This is a genomic window from Streptomyces sp. 8K308 (assembly GCF_004348315.1).
Lineage (GTDB): Bacteria > Actinomycetota > Actinomycetes > Streptomycetales > Streptomycetaceae > Streptomyces.
Genome location: NZ_SMKC01000103.1, coordinates 1 through 20,347 on the forward strand (window position 1 = coordinate 1; position 20,347 = coordinate 20,347).

Here is a 20,347-nt window from a genome sequence, read left to right on the forward strand (position 1 = left end):
GAGCGGGGCCAGCGGCGCGGTGGAGCGCCGCCGGGGATCGACCTCGGGAGCGGAGATGGGGGACGGCGAGGAGGTGGTGGTCACGGAGGTCTCCACGGAACGTGCGGAGGTGCGTGGAGAGCGGAACAGAGCCGCGGCAGCGAGGTGTTGAGCTCACTCAGCGGCGACAGAGACCCTCGTCGACGCACCACGCCGAACTCGCGAAGAGCGCGAGACAGAGCAGACGGGCGGGTGCGGACATGCCGACCATGGTAGGTGCCCCCGTCCGGCGGCCCGGCTCGGGCCGCGATCAGCCCACCCGGTCCGGGGCGAGGTGGCGGGTGTCGCCCAGGGTGACGACCTGGCGGTTGTGGAAGAAGTCGTCCTCGCGCAGCGTGGTGATGCTGCCGGAGGGGGCCCGGAAGGCGGCGTATCCGACCGAATCGATCGGCATCCTGATCCAGGACGCCACGACGAACGTCAGCGAGCCACCGTGCGTCACGATGATCTGGTGTTCGCACGGGCGCCGCAGGATCTCGTCCATGGCCGCGTAGATCCGCCGCACGCAGGCCGCCTTGGTCTCGGCGCCCGCCACGCCCTCGTCGTGTTCCAGCCGCTCCCCGACGGCCGGCGGCGGCACGAACCGCCGGTCCAACCACTCCTGCGGCCTGCCGCCCGCCTCCCCGTAGGACTTCTCCCGCAACCGGGGGTCAAGCACCGCCGCCACGCCGAACAGTTCGGCGATCTCCTCGGCCGTCCGCCGGGTGCGCAGCAGGTCCGAGGAGAACAGCTCCACCTCGGCCCCGGCCGGCACCTGGGTCCGCAGGGCCCGGGCTATGGACGCCGCCGCGCGGACGCCGGCGGGCGTCAGCCGCGAGTCGTGCCAACCGCCGACGACCCTCTCGACGTGGTGGGTCGCCTCCGGGTGGGTGACGACGTACAGGGTGCGCATGGGGGGATGGCCTCCTCCGGGTGGTGGGTTACTCGACGCGGGCGCGTGAGCGGGTCGCCGGCCGACGACCCGGCCGGCGATCGCTAGGCGGGCACCGGGGCCTTCCTGGGAAGCAGGCCGGCGGATCGCAGGTCGGACCAGAGCGCCCAGGGAACCGGGTGGGCCAGCATATCGGCGCTGTTCGTCACCTCGGCCGGGGTGCGCGCGCCGACGACGACCGCGGCCACGGCCGGGTGGGCCAGCGGAAACTGGATCGCCGCCGCCAGGGGCGGGACGGCGTGCCGCTCGCAGACGGCGCGCAGCGCCCGCACCCGCGCGGCGAGCGCCGGCGGAACGGGGGTGTGGCCGTGGGGCGCGCCGGGTCTCGGGTCGGCCAGCAACCCCGACTGGTAGACGCCCGCGGCGAGCACGGCGACCCCGCGGTCGGCGCACAGCGGCAGGAGCTCGGCCAGGCCCGACTGGTCGAGCAGGGTGTAACGGCCCGCCAGCAGGACGCAGTCCGGGCCCGGGGCGGCGCGTCGCGGATGAACCGGGCGGCGACGTCGGCGTGGTTCACGCCGAGGGAGACAGCGCCGACCGCGCCGCGGTCGCGGAGCTTGGCCAGCGCCGGGTACGCCTCGGCCAGGGCCGTGGGGAAGTCCTCGTCCGGGTCGTGGATGTGCAGCACGTCGACCCGGTCGAGGCCGAGGCGGTCGAGGCTCTCGTCGAGCGAGCGGAACACCGCTCGCCGGCCGTGGTCAAGGCGCGGCCCGACGTCAGGCGGCGGATCGGCCCAGATGGGCTGTGTGTCGGGGCCGCCCGGCTCGATCAGCCGGCCGACCTTGGTGCAGAGGACGAGGTTCTCGCGCGGCTTCGGGCGCAGGGCCCGTCCGGCGAGCCGCTCCGAGCGCCCGTAACCGTAGACGGGTGCCGTGTCGTACAGCCGGACGCCGAGCTCCCACGCCCGGTCGATCGTGGCCTGGGCCTCGGCCTCCGGCACCGTCCTGAACATCCCGCCCAGCGAGGCGAGGCCGAGACCCATCCGGCTCACCCGCAGCCTCGTCCGCCCCAGCGTCACGCGTTCGTCAGCACGCACCGCCCCTCCTCTCCCGTTCCCCATGCGCCACACCGGCCGCGGTCATGCGTGTCGGCAGGCACATTCCGTCCCGGGAGTCGGTCAGACCGCCCGCCGGCCCCCGGTCATCTCCTCGACGCTGCGCAGCGCGGTGGCGAAGATGGTCAGCACCGGGTTGACGCCGCCGTTGGTGACGTGCACGGAGCCGTCCATGACGCGGAGGTTCTCGTGGCCCCAGACGCGGCCGAAGGAGTCGACCACCGAGGTGGCGGGATCGTCGCCCATGCGGAGCGTGCCGGCCTGGTGCTGACCGCCCGACGGCCCGCGATGGGGGAACCGGTACTCGAACACGTCCCTCGCGCCGGCGGCGCGCAGCCATTCGGCGCTCTTGCGGCTGGTGAAGTCCCGGGCTCTGAGGTCCTCTTCGTGCACGCCGCCGCTGAGCCGGGCGACGGGGACGCCGTGCCGGTCGACCACGCCGTCGTCCACGCGGACCCGGGCGTCGGCGACCGTGACCTCCTGGATCGGGCCCATGAGGCGCATGCTGCGGCGGACGAGGTCCCGCATGCCCCGTTTGCTCTCCAGGCCGGCCCGTGGGACGAAGCCGGCGCCGACGAGGTAACGGAAGGTGCTTGACGGGGTGGCGACGAACTCGTTGGCGATGATGCCGCCGCCGATCAGGTCGCCGTTCCGGTGCCGGAAGTCCGTCGTCGCGATCGACGGGCCAGGACCGACGAGATCCTCGACGACGTCGTCGAAGACGCCCATCGCGCCGCCGTACAGGTGCCCCTGCAGGTGTCGTCCGACGAGGTCGTTGTTGTTCCCGATCCCGTTCGGCTCGCGGTCGCTGCGGCTGTTGAGCAGCAGCCGGGCCGACTCGATCGCGCCGGCCGAGACGACCACCTCCCCGGCGTCGACGTCCCGGCGCCACGCCACGCCGTCGACGGTCCCGACGAGGGTGACGCCGACCACGCGCCCCTCGCCGTTCACGCGGATCCGAGCCGCGCGGGTCTCCAGCACGATCGTGGCCCGGCCGGTGGCGAAGGCCCGCGTGAGCACGGTGTTGTGACTGCCGTTCTTCGCGTCCACCTGGCAGGCGAAGCCGACGCACAGACCGCACTGGGCGCACGGTCGCCGTCCCAGGTACTCGCGCGAGTTGACGAGCAGCGGCACCCGCACGGTCGATATGCCGAGCGAGTCGGCCGCGGCGGCGAGGCGCTCGCGGGTGAGTCCTGCGGGCAGCGCCCCCATCGGGAGTGCGCGGGCCCGGTGGCCCGCCCAACGCCCGTCGTCCTCGCCCCCGCTGACGCCGATCTCCCACTCGGCGCGCTCGTAGTAGGGGGCGAGGTCCTCGTAGGTGATGGGCCAGTCGCTCAGGGCGCTGCCGGCCGGGACGCCGTACGCGGAGGCCATGGTGAAGTCGAGCGGGGCAAAGCGCCACGCCTGGGCACCGTAGACGCGGGTGCCGCCGCCGGCGGTGAAGGCGTTGTTGTGCCACCCGTTCTCGCTGGGGCGTAGGGGCAGGCGTCGGCGGCCGTCGTCCACCACGCGCGGGTTGCCGTCGTCCGAGGGACCGGAGTGGGGCGCCAACCCCCAGTCGGAGCGCGGGTTCCTGAGGTGGTCCCGGGAGAGCGCGGCGATCCCCGGCCAGCCGCCGGCCTCGACGACGAGCACGGTCCGGCCCGCCTCCGCCAGGCCGCACGCGGCGACCCCGCCGCCGGCCCCCGAGCCGACGACGATCGCGTCGTAGCGGTCCGCGAGATCCCGCGGATGAACCGTGGCCGGGGCGGCCTCCCGCACGGGCACCTCGACCCCCCAACCGCCGACGGGCTCCGGCCGCCAGCCCACCATCGCCCAGGACGCCGAACCGGCGTTGCCCCCGTTGTCGGCGTCCGCGTAGTACCCGGCGGCGACGAGCTCCGCGAACCAGGCCCAGTGCTCGCTCGCGCGCCCCCGCCGCACGACGTCCGTGACGCGCCCGAGCCAGTCGGGACGTTCGGCGACGATCGAGCCGATGAAGGCCAACCCCCCGGCCTGCGAGGCCGACGGGAAGTCGTCCGCCGGGACGACCTCGTCCATCAGCGACGCGAGCAGCACCCGGTCGTCCTCGGACATCCACTGCTTCCCCGGCACACCGGCCCCTTTCGTCGAGTCGGGTCAACTATGACCCGGTCGTCCGGCTACGGAAGGGGCCGGTCGCGGGCCAGCACGATCGTGGGCACCGCGGCGAGGACGAAGAGCACGCCCGCTATCGCGACGTAGAGGTACACGCCGGTCGCCGTGCTCACCGGGGCGCCGTCGGCGAGGGTCCCGGGAACGGCGGTCGCCTTGAGCACCTCGCCCCCGGCGAAGGTGAAGACGACCGAGCCGAGGGCGAGCACGACCGACACCAGACCGGCGATCGTGCCCTGCCGCTCCGGCGCTTCGATGCTGGTCGCCAGGTTGTAGCCGGAGGCGCCGATCGCGCCGGCGGCCATGCCGACCACGGCGCCGCAGGCGATCGCCAGCGGGAGCACCGACACGCCCGCCAGCATCCCGAAGGTCGCCACCGCCCCGACGGCGATGCCGCCGAGGAGGGGCAGCGCGGGACCGAAGCGCCCCGCGAGCCATCCGGCGCACGCGCCGCCGATGACGATGCCGACATTGGGCGTGGCGAGCAGCACCGCGACCGCCTCCCCGTCGCCGAGACCGTAACCGAGCCCCAGGTCGGGCGGCACCTGGGCGACGATACTCGTCAGTTGGAGCATGCTCCGGAAGGAGCCCGCCGCCAGTACCAGGGCCAGCAGCGTCAACAGGATCGGGCGGCTGAGGGCCCGGATGTCGATGACGGGATCGTCGACCCGCAGCGCGAGGAACGCCCAACCGGCCAACCCGGCGGCGCCGGCCGCCAGCAGCGCCATCATGCCCCCGGACAGCCATCCGAGGTCACTCCCGAGGCTGGTGTAGGCGAGCACCGCGCCGAGGCCGCCGCCGAGCAGGAGCGCCCCGCGCATGTCGATCCGGCCGGTGCCGCGGATCGGCGACTCCGGGATGAAGGACCGCACGCAGAGCGCGGCGGCCGCGGCGAGCAGCGCCGCCGCGATGAACACGCTCCGGTAGCCGAACACGTCGATGACCGGCTGCATCAGGAACGGCTCGATGATTCCGACGACCGACGAGCCGGACGTCACGAGCCCGACCAGGGCCATCGCCACCCGAGGCGTGCAGATCTGGCGTGCGAGGGCCACCGTGATGAAGATGGCGGCGAAGGCGGCGCCCTGGAGGAAGCGCCCCACCAGGAAGATCCAGACGTTGGGGGCGGCGAGGCAGACCAGCGCTCCCGCGCAGGCGAGGAGCAGCGTGCCGACGAGTATCCGGCGCTTGCCGAAGATGTCGGAGCTCTTCGCGAGCAGCGGCGACCAGATGGCCCCGGCCAGCATGGCGCTCGCGTTGAGCCACGCGGCCTGGTCGGTGTCGAAGTGCTCGAGTAACTGGGGCAGGACCATCATGGGCGAGCCGATGGCCATGTCGGCCAGGACGTTGGCCAGGGTGAGAACGGCCGCCCAGCGGATGAGCCGCCTACTCCAGCGGTGCTCCCGGGCGCCGGGGGCGGGCCTTTCCAGCGTGTCTGTCACTGTGCGTTCTCCAGCGGGTTGGGGGTGAGGTGCCGGCGCACGGCACGCCGCGCGGCGGTGTCACCGGGTGGTCTGCTGAGAGCCATGGGGCGTAGTCCGCATGACGTCGGGTCAGGGTGCGCCGGTGCCGGATGCCCGCAGCGCCTCGTTGCGGGCCGCGATGGCGGCCCAGGTGGCCGGCAGCATGCGTTCGCGACCGCTGTGGACACGGTTCTGGGCGAAGGTGACATAGGGGCGCTGCCGGGCCTCGTACCGTGCGAACGCGGCGGTGTGGTCACCGCCGCGTCGTTCGAGTTCCTCGGCGAGAAAGCGGGCGCCGGTGAGCGCGAGTGAGGTGCCCCGGCCGGACAGGAAGGCCGGGCAGTACCCGGCGTCCCCGACGAGGGCGACGCGGCCGCGGTGCCAGGAGGGCAGGTGGATCTGGCTCGCGGCGGTGAGGAAGAAACCAGGATCGGCGCGGGCCGCGTCGAGCAACTCCGGGATCCGCCACGACCGGTAGCCCGCGAAGGCGTCGATGAGGATCTTCTTCTGGGCGTCCAGGTCGTGGTGGTCGTAGTCGATCGGTTGCGAGCGGAACTGGAAGACCGCGACGGCCCTGCCCCGGTACCGGAAGATGCCCGCCATACGGCGGGGGACGTTGTATATCGAGTTGGCGCCCTCGGATCGCGCCTCGCCTGGGTGGTCGGCGAGGGCGAAGTAGACACCGAGGTGCCTGAGGTAGTCCTTCTCGGGCCCGAACACCAGCCTGCGGACCGCGGAGTGCTGGCCGTCGGCCCCGAGCACCAGGTCGTACCGCCCGGTGCGGCCCGATGCGAAACGCACGTCGACGCCACCGTCGACACCGCCGTCGGTCAGCGTCTCGATCGAGTCGCCGAAGCGGATCGCCACGGTGTCGGGGAGCGCGTCGGCGAGGATGCGCACGAGGTCCTCGCGGAGGAGCTCGATGTCGTCGTCGGAGTCGCTGACCTCCGCCATCGGGATCCGGGCCACCGGTTCGCCCCGGCTGTCGACGAACTGGGTGAGCTCGGACATCCGGACCCGTCGCCGCTGGATCTCCGCCAGCAGCCCCATCCTGTCCACGGCCTCGATCGCGTCACCGCGGATGTCGATGGGGGTGCCCGCGAGCCGGAGGTGGCGGGCGTACTCGACGACGGTGACGTCGTGGCCGCGGGTACCGAGCTCGACCGCGCAGGCGAGCCCGGCGATACCGGCTCCGGAGACAAGGACGTTCACATGGGCTCCAGGTTTCGCTGAGGTGGGTGTGCGAGCGGATCGGCGATACAGTTAAAGAAACAAACTGTCGCTTTTAGCGAGCCTACTTGCCGCCGGCTTGCACCGCAACGCCGCACCTGGCGACAATCGGCACCCGAGCAGAGAACAGGAGGCGAGCGCGGCGATGGCCAACGGGACCACTGACCGGCCGCCCGCACGGCGCCCCGGTGGTCGCAACGCCCGGGTGAGAGCGCAGATCCTCGCCGCGACCGTCGAGCTCGTGGCGCGCGACGGCATCGCGGGCTTCCGCTACGAGGAGGTCGCCGAGTTCGCCGGCGTGCACAAGACGAGCGTCTACCGCAACTGGCCCGACCGCGAGGAACTGGTGGTCGAAGCCCTGCTGCGCTACGCCGAGGATCTCGCCTCGGTCGCCGACACCGGCGACATCCACCGGGACCTGGTGGACTTCCTGGTGGCCCTCGCCGGCGGCCTGGGGACGCCGTTCGGCCGGACGCTCGAACAGGCCATCCAGCCCGCCCGCCAGAGCCCCACCATCCAGGCGCTGACCAAGGTCCTCGACCAGCGCGTGGCCGCCATGCGGCGGCGGGTGGACACCGCCGTCGACCGGGGCGAACTCCCCCCGGTAGACAGCGCCTTCCTCGGCGAGATGATCTCCGGCCCGGTGCACCTCATCGCCAACCGCGGCATGCGCCCGTTCACCCGCGCGGACGCGGAGCGCATCGTGAGCGTGGTGCTCGCCGGCATCCGGGCCACGGCACCGCACGGCTGAGCGGTCACCAGGCCGCCCGGGGTCAGCGGGCCGGCGGCCGGCCCTCCCGGGGGCGGCCGGGGACGCCGGGGTGTCGCTGCCAGGGCCGGGGTCCCGACGGCGGGCGGTACTCGACGCCGAGCGCGTCGAGGCGCGCGTAGTGGGCGGCGTCCAGCCGGCGTTCGAAGTCGGCGAAGTCCCGCTCGGCGGGCGGCGGCAGGGGGCGCCAGGCGACCTCGGCGAAGGCGGCCAGCCGCGGGAAGACCAGGTAGTCGACGGCGCGGGCGCTGTCCGTGGTCTCGGTCCAGACGTTGGCCTGGACGCCGATGACGTGCGCGGCCTCGGCCTCGGTCAGGGACTCGGGTACCGGCTCGAAGCGGTAGACGTCCTCCGGGGTGCGCACGTGCGCGATCGGCACGGGCTCGTCGGGCCCCTCGGCCTGCCGCCAGTCCAGGTAGGTGTGTTGCTCCGGGCACATCACGACGTCGTGGCCGGCCCGCGCGGCCGTGACGCCGCCCGAGTAGCCCTGCCAGGACGCCACCACCGCGCCGGGCGCCAGGCCGCCGTCGAGGATCTCGTCCCAGCCGACGAGTCTGCGGCCCCGCTCGGCGAGCCAGCGGTCGAAGTGGCGCACGAACCAGCTCTGCAGCTCGTCCTCGTCCGTGAGACCCAGCTCCTCGATGCGTCGTTGGGCCGCGGCGCTGGCCCGCCACTGGTCCTTCGGGCACTCGTCGCCGCCGATGTGGACGTACTCGGAGGGGAAGATCTCCAGGACCTCGGTGAGGACGTTCTCGTAGAACTCGAGTGTCGCGTCGGAGACGTTCAGCACGTTGCGGTTGACGCCCCAGCGGTCCCACGGCGTCAGCGCGGAGGTGTCGACGACGTCGGTGTTGCCGAGCTCGGGGTAGGCGGCGATGGCGGCCTGGGAGTGGCCGGGCACATCGATCTCGGGAACCACGGTGACGTGCCGCGCGGCGGCGTAGGCGACGATCTCGCGCAGGTCGTCCCGCGTGTAGTAGCCGCCGTGCGGGCGTTCGTCCCACCCCGCCGTGTCGCCGAGGCCGACCGTGCTGCGCGGGCGCCAGGCGCCCACCTCGGTGAGGCGCGGGTAGCGCACGATCTCGATCCGCCAGCCCTGGTCGTCCGTGAGATGGAGGTGAAGGACGTTCAGCTTGTGGGCGGCGAGCAGATCGATGTACCGCAGCACGCCATCCTTCGGCATGAAGTGCCGGGCGACGTCCAGCAGCATGCCGCGCCAGGCGAAGCGGGGGGCGTCCGCGATCCGCACCGGCGGCGCCGCCCAGGGCCCGTCGTCGAGCGGGGCGCGCCGGAACGCCGCCGGGCCGAGCAACTGCCGCAGCGTCTGCGCGCCCCAGAACACCCCGGCCGGGCCGCCGCCCTCGATCAGCGCTCCGGAGGCGTCCACGACCAGCTCGTACGCCTCGGGACCGCGCGGCGCGAGCCGTTCGGTGACCCGCAGGTCGACGACGCCGTCCCCACCGGCGGCCGCCGGCGGGAGGGGCAGACCGGTCGCCGCCCCCAGCACGGAGCCCAGCCAGCGGGCCGCCGGGGCGCTCGCCGCGTCCGCCGCCACCCGGGTCTCGGGGCCGAGGACGAAGGGGCCGCCGGCAGGACCGGGACGAACTTCCCTGGGCGCGGGGACCAGACGCATGGGCAGACCTTTCGGCGGGGGAGCTACGGCGAGGGTAGAGGCCGTGTTCGAGCCCCAACAAGAGGTCTGGACCAGGGATCCGCCGCGCCGCGCGCGATGTTCAGCCGGCGTCCGGCGGGGTTTCGGTGAGCAGGTGGAGCCGGAGGGCGAGTTGCAGCTCCAGCTCACGCTCCGGGCTGTTCCAGTCGTGGCCGAGTAGCGCCTGGACGCGGTCGAGGCGCTGGACGACGGTGTTGAGGTGGACGTGCAGCCGCTCCTTGGCGCGGGTCAGGCTGCGCCCGCAGCCGAAGTACACCTGGAGGGTGCGGATCAGCTCGGTGCCGCGCCTGGCGTCGTACTCGAGCAACGGCCCGAGGGTGGCCGCGACGTAGCCGTGGACGTCCCGGCCGTCGCCCAGGAGCACGCCGAGGAAGCCGAGTTCCGCGGCGCAGGCTCCGGCGCCGGCCCGTCCCAGGGACGTCAGCGCCCGCAGGCAGCGGACGGCCTCGGCGTACGCTGCGCACAGCCCGACGGGCCCGGCCGCGGGACCGGCGGCGCCGACGGTGACCGGCGCCCCGACCAGCTGGGTCAGTTGGGCCGCCGCGGCCCTGGCCGCCGCACCGGGGCCGGCGTCCCGGTGCGGGACGAGCAGCACGGCGGCGGCCGCGTGTTCCGCGCTGACGCTGTGGCTGCCGAACAGGTACTGCCGGGCGGCGGCGACCAGCCGCTTGCGGGCGGCGGTGGTGGTCTCGGCGACCAGCAGCAGGTGTGGCCGTTCCAGGTCGACCCCCAGCCGGCGACCGCGTTCCACCAGGCCGGCCGGGTCGCGCTCCGGCGCGGTCAGCAGGTCGGTGATCAGCTCGCCGCGGATGCGGTTCTCCGCCTCCGCGACGGACCTGCGCAGCAGCAGGAGCAGCGCCGTCACCATGCCGGCCCGCTCGAAGAGGCGGCGTTCTGCGTCGGTCAGCTGCGGGCAGCCGTGGAGCACCAGACTGCCGAGGAGCTCCTGGCCGGCGAGCGCCGCGCAGATCCAGCGGTCCCGGCGGGGCACGGCCCGGCCGCTGGCGTGGGAGTCGGCGACGGCCTCGGCGAGTTCGGCCGCGTCCGGCCGGTCGTCGAATGGGACGCCGCCGCGGCGCACGGCCGTCAGCGCCCGGCCGTCGGCGTCGTGGATGGTGATCGCGCCGTCGAGCAGCCCGGCGACGGCGGTGGCGACCTCGGACAGCTCGCCGCCGCGCAGCACGAGGTCGGTGAGCCGGTCGTGGGCCTCGGCGGCGCGCTGCATGGCGGCCGAGTGGGCGCGGATGACGGCGTTGGCCTCGGCGAGCTCGGCGAGCGCGGCCCTGGTGTCGGCCAGCGCCCGGGCGGTGTCGATGGCGATGGCGGCGTGGGCGGCGAGCGAGCACAGCAGCGCCACCTCCTCGGGGGCGAACGTCGGCGGCGTCCGGTCGGCGGCCATCAGCACCCCGATGACCTTGCCGTCGCGGCCGTCACCCGTGCCGAGCAGCAGCGGCACCCCGAGGATCGCGACCAGGCCCTCGGCCAGGACACCGGCGTCGATGGCGCTGGTGTGAAGGAAGCGTTCGTCGGTGCGGTACTCGGGCGTGGCGTAGGGGGTGGCGGTCTAAGCCACCAGCCCGCCGAGCCCCTCGCCGAGGCCCAGCCTCAGGTTCTGGAAGAGCGGCGAGACCGAGCCGTCGGTGACCCGCATGTAGGTGTCGCCGGCCTCCTCGTCGTGGAGGGTGAGGTAGGCGGTGTCCGTGCCGAGGAGGCTTCTGGCCCGGCGGACGATCGAGTCGAGGACCGCGTCGAGGTCGCGCAGCGCGGCGAGGTCGCTCGCGGTGTCGAACAGCGCGGTGAGCTCTGCCTCCCGCCGCCGGTGCTGCCGCAGGACACGGCGGATGCGCAGGGCGGCGGCGGTGGCCCGCTCGATCTCCGCGAGCTCGGGCGCCGCGACGCCACCGAGTCGGGCCTCGGTGGCGACGGCGCCGAGGTGCTCGGCCGGGGCGTCCTCGGTCAGCAGGTCGAGCAGCAGGCGCTGGCGCGCAGCCCGTGGACGGAGCTGATGTTGACCACACGCCCCCAGCCCCGGGCGTACATGTGCGGCAGGGTGCGGCGGAGGATGCGGAACGGCGCCTCCACCATCACCCGCTGGATCAGCGCGAACCGGTCGGGCGGGAACTCGCGGAGCGGCGCGACGTGCTGGAGCCCGGCGTTGTTGACCACGATGTCGGCGTCGTCCGGCAGGGTGTCCACGGCGGCCGGCTCGGACAGGTCCGCGACGAACGCGGTGCCGCCGATTCCCTCCGCCGTCGCCCCGGCGGCCTCCTCCGCCCGGTCCACCACGAGGACGCGCGCCCCGGCGCCGGCCAGCGCCACCGCACAGGCCCGCCCGATCCCACTGGCGGCCCCGGTCACGAGGGCGGTGCGCCCGGTGAGGAACGGCGCGGCGGCGCTGGCGCTGGCGTCGCTGCTGCGGTTGCTGTCCATGGCCGCACAGTAGGAACGGCGTCGGGTGCCCCCCCATGGCGGCGGTCACCACTCTTTCCCCGGCGGCAGTGGTGACCGCACCCATATGCCGCGGCTCCCGGAGGATCGGCGCCCGGATCTTTGGCTGCCCAGGTGACAGAAGTTCGCCGCTGCGGTGTGAAAAGGCTTCCCCAACCCGCCTGAAAGCCTCTACCTTCCCTGTCAAGCCGGCAAAAGGGCCGCGCTCATGGTCGACCGCCCGCCGAGCTTCGCTGCGCTACGGCCCGCTGATGTGGCAGGGCCGCTCAATGAACCCCACATTCATGGAGGACGCGCGTGTACCGGGACAGCACGAAGGTGATTCGCCGCAGGACCCGCCGTATCCGACATCTCGCCGGCCTCGGCCTCGGGGTGCTGCTCTGCGTCGCCGCGCTGCCGGCGACGTCCACCTCGACCGCCAAGGACGTCCCCGACGACTCCCGTGAATCCGCCTACGAGGTGCTGGTTTTCTCCAGGACGGCCGGCTTCCGGCACGACTCCATCGACGAGGGAATCGCCGCGATCACCCGGCTCGGCGCGGCGAACGACTTCACGGTGACCGCGACCGAGGACGCCGGTGCCTTCACCGCCGAGAACCTGTCCCGGTACGAGGCGGTGGTGTTCCTCTCCACCACGGGCGATGTGCTGAACGCCGCCCAGGAGGCGGCCTTCGAGGGGTACGTCAACGCGGGCGGCGGGTACGTCGGCGTGCACGCCGCGGCCGACACCGAGTACGACTGGGCCTGGTACAACGGCCTGGCGGGCGCGCTCTTCCACTCCCACCCCCACATCCAGCGGGCCACCGTCCGGGTCGAGGACCGCGCGCACGACGCCACCGCCCACCTGGGCGGCGCCTGGCAGCGCACCGACGAGTGGTACAACTACCGCACCAACCCCCGTACCACCTCCCACGTGCTGGCCTCCCTCGACGAGGCCAGCTACACGGGCGGCACCATGGACGGCGACCACCCGATCGCCTGGTGCAAGGAGTACGAGGGCGGTCGGGCCTTCTACACCGGCGGCGGCCACACCGCCGAGTCCTACTCCGAGGAAGCCTTCGTGCGGCACCTGCTGGGCGGGATCCGCTGGGCCGCGGGCGCCACCCGGGCCGACTGCCGCCCGGAGACGGGCTACGCCCCGCTCTTCGACGGCTCGGACACCGACGGCTGGTCCCAGGCAGGACCCGGCTCGTTCGAGCTCGCCAACGGCACCCTCACCTCCCGTGGCGGCATGGGCATGCTGTGGTACGCGACGGAGGAGTTCGACTCCTACTCGCTGAAGCTCGACTGGATGCTGGAGGGCGACGACAACTCCGGCGTCTTCGTGGGCTTCCCTGCCTCCGACGACCCCTGGTCCGCGGTCGACAACGGATACGAGATCCAGATCGACGCGACCGACGCCCCAGACCGCACCACCGGTGCCGTTTACGGCTTCCAGTCCGCCGACCTCGTCGCCCGCGACGCCGCCCTCAACCCGCCGGGGGAGTGGAACACCTACGAGGTCCGCGTCGAGGGCGAGCGCCTCCGCGTCTACCTCAACGGCACGCTGATCAACGACTTCACCAACACCGACCCCGCGCGCAGCCTCCGACAGGGCCACATCGGGCTGCAGAACCACGGCGACGCCGACACCGCCTCCTTCCGCGACGTCCGGATCCGGGAGCTGACCGACGCCCCGGCCCCCGGTCCGGCGTCCGGCTAGGGCTCAGCCACCGGCCACCCGCCGCGGGCCGGGAGCCCGTACCCGCGCGCGGAGAACCCCCCCGCACCGTCAGGCCGGTTCACTCCTCCCGTGGCGCCCGGAGCCCGCGCAGCGTCGCCACCACCGACTCGCCCTCCTCGACGGTGGCCCGCAGCCGGTCGACCAGCGCCTGCTGGTCCTGGGTCTCCGGCCTGGCCATCCGGTCCCGCACCCGGTCCATCGCGTCGTCCAACTCGTCGGCGTAGCGGACCAGGTTGTCCGAGAGGTTGTCCAGCACGTCCATCCCCTGGAGGCCGATGGCCAGTTCGAACGACTCCCGCACCTGCTGGGCCTCCACGTCCAGCTCGTCGATCCACTCCTGCTGGGTGACCTCGAGCGAGGTGCGCCGGGACTTGCGCTGCTGGATGCCCAGGTAGACCAGCGCGGAGATCCCCAGCACCGCGGCGGCCGGCGGGAACACCAGGCCGGCGGTCGCCGCGCCCCCGATCCAGGTGCCGGTGGCGACGATCGGCGCGGAGATCCCGAGGAAGGCGGCGGTGCGCTGGAGGACGTCCTGGACCGTGCTCCGGTTCCGGCGGGGGCGCGGCATCGTCAGGTCGTTGATGTCGAAGGTGTAGCCGGGCAGCGCGGTCGCCGGGTCGTCGGCGCCGAGCTCGGCCCGCACCCGGTCCGTCACGACGTCCTTGAACTGCCGCAGCTGCCGCTCCCAGATCCGGGCCGGGCCGTCCGGAGCCGCCTCGATCCAGTCGTGCAGCGCCTGGGTCTTGGCCAGCTGGATCTGGTGGACGCGGACCGGCCGGCGCACGTCGGTGGCGCGGATCTCGTCGTCGAGCGTGGCGTGCAGATGCGCGGCGAGCCGGTTGAACGGCCGCGCGGCACGCCGGACGTGCTCCTTCAGCCGCCCCTCGAGCTCCTCACGGAGCCGGGTCGCCACGGCGTCCACCCGCCGCCGCCGCTCGGCCAGCGCGTCCAGCCTGCCCTGGAGCTCGTCGATCGGCAGCCGCTCGGTGCGCAGCCGCTCGCCCAGCAACGAGACCCGGGGGCCGAGCAGCGCCCGCGCCTCGTCCGCCACCTTGCCCAGGTGGTAGCGCCCCGAGCCGCGCCCGATCAGGGCCTCCAGGGTCTCGCGCAGCGCGTCCATCCGGCTCTCCGCGGCCTGCCGCCTGGCGAGCGCCGTCTGTCCCTGGGCCTCGAACGTGGCGGCGCGCACCTCGGACGCGGGCGAGACGGGCACGAAGCCCGCACCGAAGAAGTCCAGGTCGGGGCGGCCGTCGACGGTGAAGTGCTCACGCAGATAGGCGTTGTTGCGGTCGATGGTGGCCTGCCAGGCGGGCACGTTGCGGTGGTCGAGCTGGGTCGCCAGGTCGATGGCGGTGAGGACCCACAGCACCGGCTTCCGGTAGATCCGGTAGTGGGCGTAGAGGGTGCGGATGAGGTCGAGCTCGTTCTCCGAAAGGGTGCGGGAGGCGTGCGAGACGTAGATGAAGCAGTCGGCCTCGCCCATGGCCTGCTTGACGATGGTGTCGTGGATGGCGTTCGGCGAGCCGAAGCCCGGCAGGTCGTAGAGCTTCGCCGGCACGCGGAAGGACGAGACCAGGATCTCGATCTCGGCCACCTCGCGGTTCCAGTGCGGGCGCAGCCGGTTGCTGGTGTCGGCGTCCTGCATGGCGTAGGCGGCGACCACGGCCGGCGCCGGGGAGTTGCCGACGTCCTCCCACTGGTTCTCGGCCGCGTCGGCGAACTGGACCCGGAGGAAGCCGGATCCGCCGGCGTCCGGCCCTCCGGCCGTGTCGTCCACCGGTGACACGGTGGCCGGGCAGGCGGTGGTCGGCACGGGGGAGGACGGCAGCAGTCCCACGAACTTCTCCGCCGGCAGGCCGTCGGAGCCGGTTTCCTGGAGCAGATCGAGCTTGCCCTGGAGGCCGCTCAGCAGGAAGCTCTTCCCCGAGGAGAAGGCGCCGAGCAGGGCCACGTTGATCAGCGAGGACGCCGCCCGGGTCCGCAGCTGCCGCATGAGGCGGGCGTCGCGCTCCGCCTCGGCCCGCCACTCCTCGGTGACCGTCGGCGCGTCGGCCACCGCGCCCAGCCACGCGGTGCCGCGGTCCAGGGCCTGACGCAGCTCAACGCGCAACTCTTCGATGCCTGTTGTGGTGGTCACAGAGGAGTTATAGCGCTTGGTCCGGCCCGGAGCAGACCACTTCACGCAGTCGCCTCCGCCGATCCCGGTTCCGGGAGCTGTCATGAGTATGGACGCGCCCCATGGTCGGCAGTAGCGTCGAAGTTGGTCTGGACCACGGCACGGCATCCCGCCACGGAGCGCTCACCCCCCCCACAACTCTCCGGGAGCGAAGCATGGGCAGCAGGATCGGCACGGCGGCCATCGGGGCCGCCCTCGCCGCCGTCTCGGTCATCGCCACCGGCGGCACGGCCGAGGCACACGGATACGGCACCTCGCCGACCAGCCGTCAGTCGTTCTGCGCCCAGGGCGCGGTGAGCGGCTGCGGGGCGATCGTCTGGGAGCCACAGAGCGTGGAGGGCCCCAAGGGCTTCCCACAGGCCGGCCCGGCCGACGGTCAGATCTGCTCGGGCGGCAACCAGCGGTTCGCCGAACTCGACGCCCCGCGCGGCGGCGGCTGGCCGGCGACCCGGCTGACGGCCGGCCAACAGCACACCTTCAGCTGGCGGTTCACCGTCTCCCACCGCACCACCGACTTCCAGTACTTCATCACCGACGACGACTACGACCCCACCCGGCCGCTCACCCGGGCCGACCTCGACCCCCGGCCGTTCCTCACGGTGCCGATGAACGGCGCCCAGCCCGGTGCGACGGAGAGCCACCAGGGCACCCTGCCCGCCGGGAAGTCCGGCCGCCACCTGATCGTGGCGGTCTGGAACGTCCACGACACGGGGAACGCGTTCTACGCCTGCTCCGACGTGGAGTTCTGACCCGCGCCAGGTGCGCGGGGAGGTCGTCACCGGCTCACTCCCCGCGCACCCGCGGCCCTCCGCCGACGCCGAGCACCGTGGGGGAGCGGCCGAGCCCCAACGCCGGCCGACGGCATGGTGAATGCTTGCGGAACCTTCGCGCTCAGGCCACGCCGCCGGCCGCCGGCGATCGTATGGTCACCTCACCCGGTCACCACGTTGTACCGCTTGGGGGAAGCGATCGTGGACGCGTTGGATCTGATGGGGCTCGTCACGGCCGTCCTCGGCATCCTGGTCCCGGTCGGTGCGGCGCTCTACGAGTTCGTCCTCTTCGGCCGCAAGCGGCTCGGCTACCGCGTCCAGATGGACACTCCCGTCACGGACGAGCTCCACTCCGATCTGGCGGGCCCGCTACAGCAGTTGAAGATCGACGACCGGGACCTCGACCAGCCCTCGGTCGTCCTGATGCGCATCGAGAACGCCGGTTCGGCCGCGATCCACTCCGATGACTACGCCTCTCTCCCCGGCGACCTGATCGGCCTTCGGGTCAGCTTCCCCGAGCGCCGGGTCTGCGGCGTCGCGGTGACCGAGTTCCACGACGACGACAACCACCTGCGCCACTGCTTCGGCCCGGACTCCGGACTCGGCGTCGGCGACGGCGTCATCCAGCTTCCGAAGGCGCCGCTCAACCAGGGCAACCACTACAAGGTGCTGGCGGTCCTGGAACGCGAGCCCGGCGCCCCGCAGAGGTCCGAGCCGCCCAAGCCCCGGGTCGAGGGCGGCATCATAGGCGGCGTCCGCCGCCGCCGCGACCACGGCCGCGTCCAGCAGACGGAGAGCAACACCACCGGACTCTCGCGGCGTTGGAGCATCGCCCTCTTCATCTTCGTCTTCGTGGTCTCCGTCACCCAACTCGGCCTGGCGCTCAACGAGGACGGGGCCGCCGCCCCGCTCGACTGCGCGGAGGGCGAACTGACGCTCGTCGGCTCCACCGCCTTCGAGCCCGTCCTGACCGAGGCCGCCGAGTCCTACCGGGACCACTGCCCCGACGCGACGATCGAGGTGGCGACCGAGGGCAGCGAGGAGGGCTGGGCGAGGCTCGACGAGGCCGCGGGCACCGATATGCTGGCGTTCTCCGACGGCCCCAAGGCGGAGCGTTACACGAGCCTGCTCCCCACGCCCGTCGCCCTGATCCTCTTCACGCTCATCGCCGACCCGGACGTGGGCGTCGAGGATCTCTCGCTCAACCAGGTCCGGCAGATCTGGGGCGGCGAGATCGACACCTGGGACGCCGACGCGTTGGACGGCGCCGCCCTGGCGATCCGCACCGTCAGCCGGGAATCGGACTCCGGCACCCAACGGGCGTTCGCCGACCGCGTCCTCGGCGGCTGGGAGCCGGGGGACAGCTCAGCCGACTGCCTGGACGACGACGCCGACCAGGGCCGCATCAACTGCCGCGTGGACTCGACCGGCGACATGGTGAACACCGTGGCCCAACTCGACGGCGCCATCGGCTACGCCGAACTGGGGGCCGCCATGGCCCGCGACGACGTGCGGACCATCGCCATCAACGGGCAGCCGGCCGATCTGGACGCGGCCGACGCGGGTGCCTACCCCTTCTGGGCGACCGAGTACGCCTACTCCTACGGCGAGCTGACGCCCGACTCGCTGGCCGCGAGCTTCCTGCGCTTCCTGACCGAGCAGATCGGCGAGGACATCATCCGCTTCCACGGCCACCGCCCCTGCGACGACATGGTCAACGAAGTCCTGTGCCAGCCCACCCTGACGGCCGGCCCCACCCCCTGAACGGTCGGGCCGCCGGTCAGGTCAGTCGGGTGCGGGTGTGGCGGGCGAGCGCGTCGAGGAGCCGATCCTGGAACGCCGGGTCGTCGACCGCGGGATGTGGGTCGGATCGGCGCTGGTGGTGCCAGTACCCACCGGTCGCCCGCGCCTCGGGATCGTCGCTGACGGCGAGCCAGGTCTGGGTGACGTGGCCGAGCTCCAGGTCGTCCGGGGCGCCGGGGCCGCCCATCCGGGTCGGCACCCAGCCGGGGTCGACGGCGTTGCTGAGCACGTCCGGCCAGCGGCGGGCGACCGCCGCGGCCAGCGTGGTGACGAGCAGCTTGGTGTCCGAATAGGAGCCGGTCTCGCGGGCGCCGCTCCAGTCGAGGCCGTCCAGCTCCGTTCGGCCGCCCCGGTGCATGCCGCTGCTGAGGTACACCAACCGCGCGGGACGGTCGATGAGCGCCGTGAGCAGGTACGGGGCGACCACGTTGACCGGAAGCAGCGGCCGCCCCGAGAGCACGCCGGCGTTGTGAATCACGGCGTCCATCCGGCCGAGTCGGTTCACCGCGTCCGCGAGGGACCTGGTCTCGTCGAGGTCGCCGAGGTCCCCGACGACGACGTCGGCGCCTCGGGCGACCAGATCGTCGACGGCTCCCCGCCGCGCCGCGTCGCGCGCGTGGACGACGACCCGGTGGCCGTCGGTGAGCAGGGCCTCGGCCGCCCCGCGGCCGAGGCCGTCCGTGGAGCCGGTCACGAACACCCGTGCCATGCATCAACCCTTCTGTGAGACGGAGATCGTCGACATCCGCAGGTGGTCCGCTACCGTGCTTCGCCGAGGGCCGCGAGCTCCTCCGCGCCGAGCGCGAGGTCAACGGCGCCGAGGGAGTCGAGGATGCTCTCCGGGCGGGAGGCGCCGGGGATGGGGATGACCGTCGGTGAGAGCGAGAGCTCCCAGGCGAGACACACCTGCTGCGGGCTCACCCCGTGCCGGGCGGCGATCTCGCCGAACGCAACGTGCCGCTCCGCCAGGTCGCCGGCGCGGCTGATGCCGCCGAGTGGGCTCCAGGGCAGGAACCCGATGCCGAGTTGGGCGCACAGTTCCAGCTCGGGGAGGCTGGTGAGGAAGGCGGGGGAGAACTGGTTCTGTACGGAGGCCAGTCGGCCGTCGAGGATGTCGTGGGCGAGGCGGATCTGTCCGGGGTCGGCGTTGGAGATGCCGGCGAGGCGGATGACGCCCTCGTCGAGAAGGTCGGCGAGGGCTCCGATGGTGTCGGCGTAGGGGACTTTGGGGTCGGGGCGGTGGTGTTGGTAGAGGCCGATGGCCTCGACGCCGAGTCGGGTGGCGGACTCCTTCGCGGCGCGCTTGAGGTGTTCGGGTCGCCCGTCGAGGATCCAGGTGCCGTCCTGGGTGCGCAGGTGGCCGCCCTTGGTGGCGATGAGCACGTCGTCGGTGTCGCCGCCCCAGGAGGTGAGGGCCCTGGCGATGAGGGACTCGTTGTGGCCGGTCTCGTCGTGCCCGACGGCGTCGGCGCCGAGGTGGTAGGCGTTGGCGGTGTCGATGAGCGTGACGCCCGCGTCGAAGGCGGCGTGGATCGTGGCGATGGAGCGGGCCTCGTCGGGACGGCCCTCGATGGACATCGGCATCCCGCCGAGACCGATGGCACTGACCTGAACATCTCCGATGGAGCGCTGCTGCATTGCTGAGACATCCCTCTTCGACGTGTGACAGAAGCTCTCGCAGGTCCTGCTGCTGACACCCACACGCTACCCACCCACCCAAGGCGGGCGGGAGTCCTGAGAGTGCCTCCCAGTGGGCCGTGTCGCGGACGGTCCCCCGGGCGTAGCGATGGGACACGAAGACCGCCGTGCGGTGAAGATCGACATCTCCATCGCACGGAGGTCCTCGCCCCGCCGAATGATCAGCCAGCGTTGACATCGCTCGTGGCCAGCACACCTAGATGAATGAGTCCAAGGGGTGGCCTGCGGGCATGATGCGAGGGTGTCCAATGTCGGCGTGTGAAGACAGACGTGGACACCCTCGCGACAGCACTCTATGCCCGTATCGATGATGGGTTGAAGGCTTCGCCATGGTTGGCTCCGGCACGTCCGGTTGTCGGGATCGCGCCCCGGCTCAGCGACGCGGAACTGCTCACCCTCGCGGTGATGTCCGCGCTGCTCGGCTACACCTCCGAGCGGC

The 20,347-nt window shown here is 72.9% G+C and carries 13 protein-coding genes and 4 pseudogenes; 5 read left to right on the forward strand and 12 right to left on the reverse strand.

Going from position 1 to position 20,347, the window contains the following annotated elements:
* Positions 1 to 289: 289 nt before the first annotated feature.
* The 6 genes and pseudogenes from E1265_RS16555 to E1265_RS16575 form a co-directional block, all read right to left on the reverse strand.
* Complete coding sequence (locus E1265_RS16555; protein WP_132931081.1) at positions 290 to 931, reverse strand: histidine phosphatase family protein; 642 nt, start codon at positions 929 to 931, stop codon at positions 290 to 292.
* An 83-nt stretch (positions 932 to 1,014) separates the two neighbouring features.
* On the reverse strand, positions 1,015 to 1,422 hold the full coding sequence (locus E1265_RS40700; protein WP_347877205.1) for an aldo/keto reductase: 408 nt from the start codon (positions 1,420 to 1,422) through the stop codon (positions 1,015 to 1,017).
* A 110-nt stretch (positions 1,423 to 1,532) separates the two neighbouring features.
* Positions 1,533 to 2,030, reverse strand: a pseudogene (locus E1265_RS40705) (aldo/keto reductase); the annotation flags it as partial.
* Positions 2,031 to 2,087: 57 nt separating this feature from the next.
* Positions 2,088 to 4,100 carry a GMC family oxidoreductase gene (locus E1265_RS16565; RefSeq protein ID WP_132931082.1) on the reverse strand — a complete coding sequence of 671 codons (2,013 nt, stop codon included), beginning with the start codon at positions 4,098 to 4,100 and terminating at the stop codon, positions 2,088 to 2,090.
* Between the two features lie 65 nt (positions 4,101 to 4,165).
* Positions 4,166 to 5,599, reverse strand: coding sequence for an MFS transporter (locus E1265_RS16570; protein WP_243740847.1), 1,434 nt, complete (start codon positions 5,597 to 5,599; stop codon positions 4,166 to 4,168).
* Positions 5,600 to 5,710: 111 nt separating this feature from the next.
* Positions 5,711 to 6,832: an FAD-dependent monooxygenase gene (locus tag E1265_RS16575; protein ID WP_132931083.1), complete on the reverse strand. Its 1,122-nt coding sequence runs from the start codon at positions 6,830 to 6,832 to the stop codon at positions 5,711 to 5,713.
* A 223-nt stretch (positions 6,833 to 7,055) separates the two neighbouring features.
* Between E1265_RS16575 and E1265_RS16580 the strand changes: the two genes are divergently transcribed.
* Positions 7,056 to 7,601: a TetR/AcrR family transcriptional regulator gene (locus E1265_RS16580; protein ID WP_243740848.1), complete on the forward strand. Its 546-nt coding sequence runs from the start codon at positions 7,056 to 7,058 to the stop codon at positions 7,599 to 7,601.
* Between the two features lie 22 nt (positions 7,602 to 7,623).
* Here the strand turns inward: E1265_RS16580 and E1265_RS16585 are convergent, their stop codons facing one another.
* The 3 genes and pseudogenes from E1265_RS16585 to E1265_RS16595 all read right to left on the reverse strand — a co-directional run.
* On the reverse strand, positions 7,624 to 9,252 hold the full coding sequence (locus E1265_RS16585; RefSeq protein WP_132931085.1) for a beta-N-acetylhexosaminidase: 1,629 nt from the start codon (positions 9,250 to 9,252) through the stop codon (positions 7,624 to 7,626).
* 100 nt (positions 9,253 to 9,352) lie between these two features.
* A pseudogene (locus tag E1265_RS16590) lies at positions 9,353 to 11,317 on the reverse strand (GAF domain-containing protein).
* A pseudogene (locus E1265_RS16595) lies at positions 11,269 to 11,721 on the reverse strand (SDR family NAD(P)-dependent oxidoreductase); the annotation flags it as partial. The pseudogenes E1265_RS16595 and E1265_RS16590, both read right to left, overlap by 49 nt.
* Positions 11,722 to 12,057: 336 nt before the next feature.
* Between E1265_RS16595 and E1265_RS16600 the strand changes: the two are divergent.
* Positions 12,058 to 13,440 carry a ThuA domain-containing protein gene (locus E1265_RS16600; protein WP_243740850.1) on the forward strand — a complete coding sequence of 461 codons (1,383 nt, stop codon included), beginning with the start codon at positions 12,058 to 12,060 and terminating at the stop codon, positions 13,438 to 13,440.
* A 79-nt stretch (positions 13,441 to 13,519) separates the two neighbouring features.
* Here E1265_RS16600 and E1265_RS16605 read toward each other — a convergent pair whose 3' ends face one another.
* Positions 13,520 to 15,598, reverse strand: coding sequence for a dynamin family protein (locus E1265_RS16605; protein ID WP_165953768.1), 2,079 nt, complete (start codon positions 15,596 to 15,598; stop codon positions 13,520 to 13,522).
* Between the two features lie 194 nt (positions 15,599 to 15,792).
* On the opposite strand from E1265_RS16605, the gene E1265_RS16610 reads away from it, so the two are divergent.
* Together E1265_RS16610 and E1265_RS16615 are read left to right on the forward strand one after the other, a co-directional pair.
* Positions 15,793 to 16,386 carry a lytic polysaccharide monooxygenase auxiliary activity family 9 protein gene (locus tag E1265_RS16610; protein WP_132931087.1) on the forward strand — a complete coding sequence of 198 codons (594 nt, stop codon included), beginning with the start codon at positions 15,793 to 15,795 and terminating at the stop codon, positions 16,384 to 16,386.
* 207 nt (positions 16,387 to 16,593) lie between these two features.
* Positions 16,594 to 18,171 carry a substrate-binding domain-containing protein gene (locus E1265_RS16615; RefSeq protein WP_243740849.1) on the forward strand — a complete coding sequence of 526 codons (1,578 nt, stop codon included), beginning with the start codon at positions 16,594 to 16,596 and terminating at the stop codon, positions 18,169 to 18,171.
* Between the two features lie 16 nt (positions 18,172 to 18,187).
* Here the strand turns inward: E1265_RS16615 and E1265_RS16620 are convergent, their stop codons facing one another.
* Positions 18,188 to 18,919: an SDR family NAD(P)-dependent oxidoreductase gene (locus E1265_RS16620; protein ID WP_132931088.1), complete on the reverse strand. Its 732-nt coding sequence runs from the start codon at positions 18,917 to 18,919 to the stop codon at positions 18,188 to 18,190.
* A 50-nt stretch (positions 18,920 to 18,969) separates the two neighbouring features.
* Positions 18,970 to 19,848, reverse strand: coding sequence for an aldo/keto reductase (locus E1265_RS16625; protein ID WP_132931089.1), 879 nt, complete (start codon positions 19,846 to 19,848; stop codon positions 18,970 to 18,972).
* A 318-nt stretch (positions 19,849 to 20,166) separates the two neighbouring features.
* Here E1265_RS16625 and E1265_RS39105 point away from each other — a divergent pair.
* Positions 20,167 to 20,347, forward strand: a pseudogene (locus E1265_RS39105) (IS982 family transposase); the annotation flags it as partial.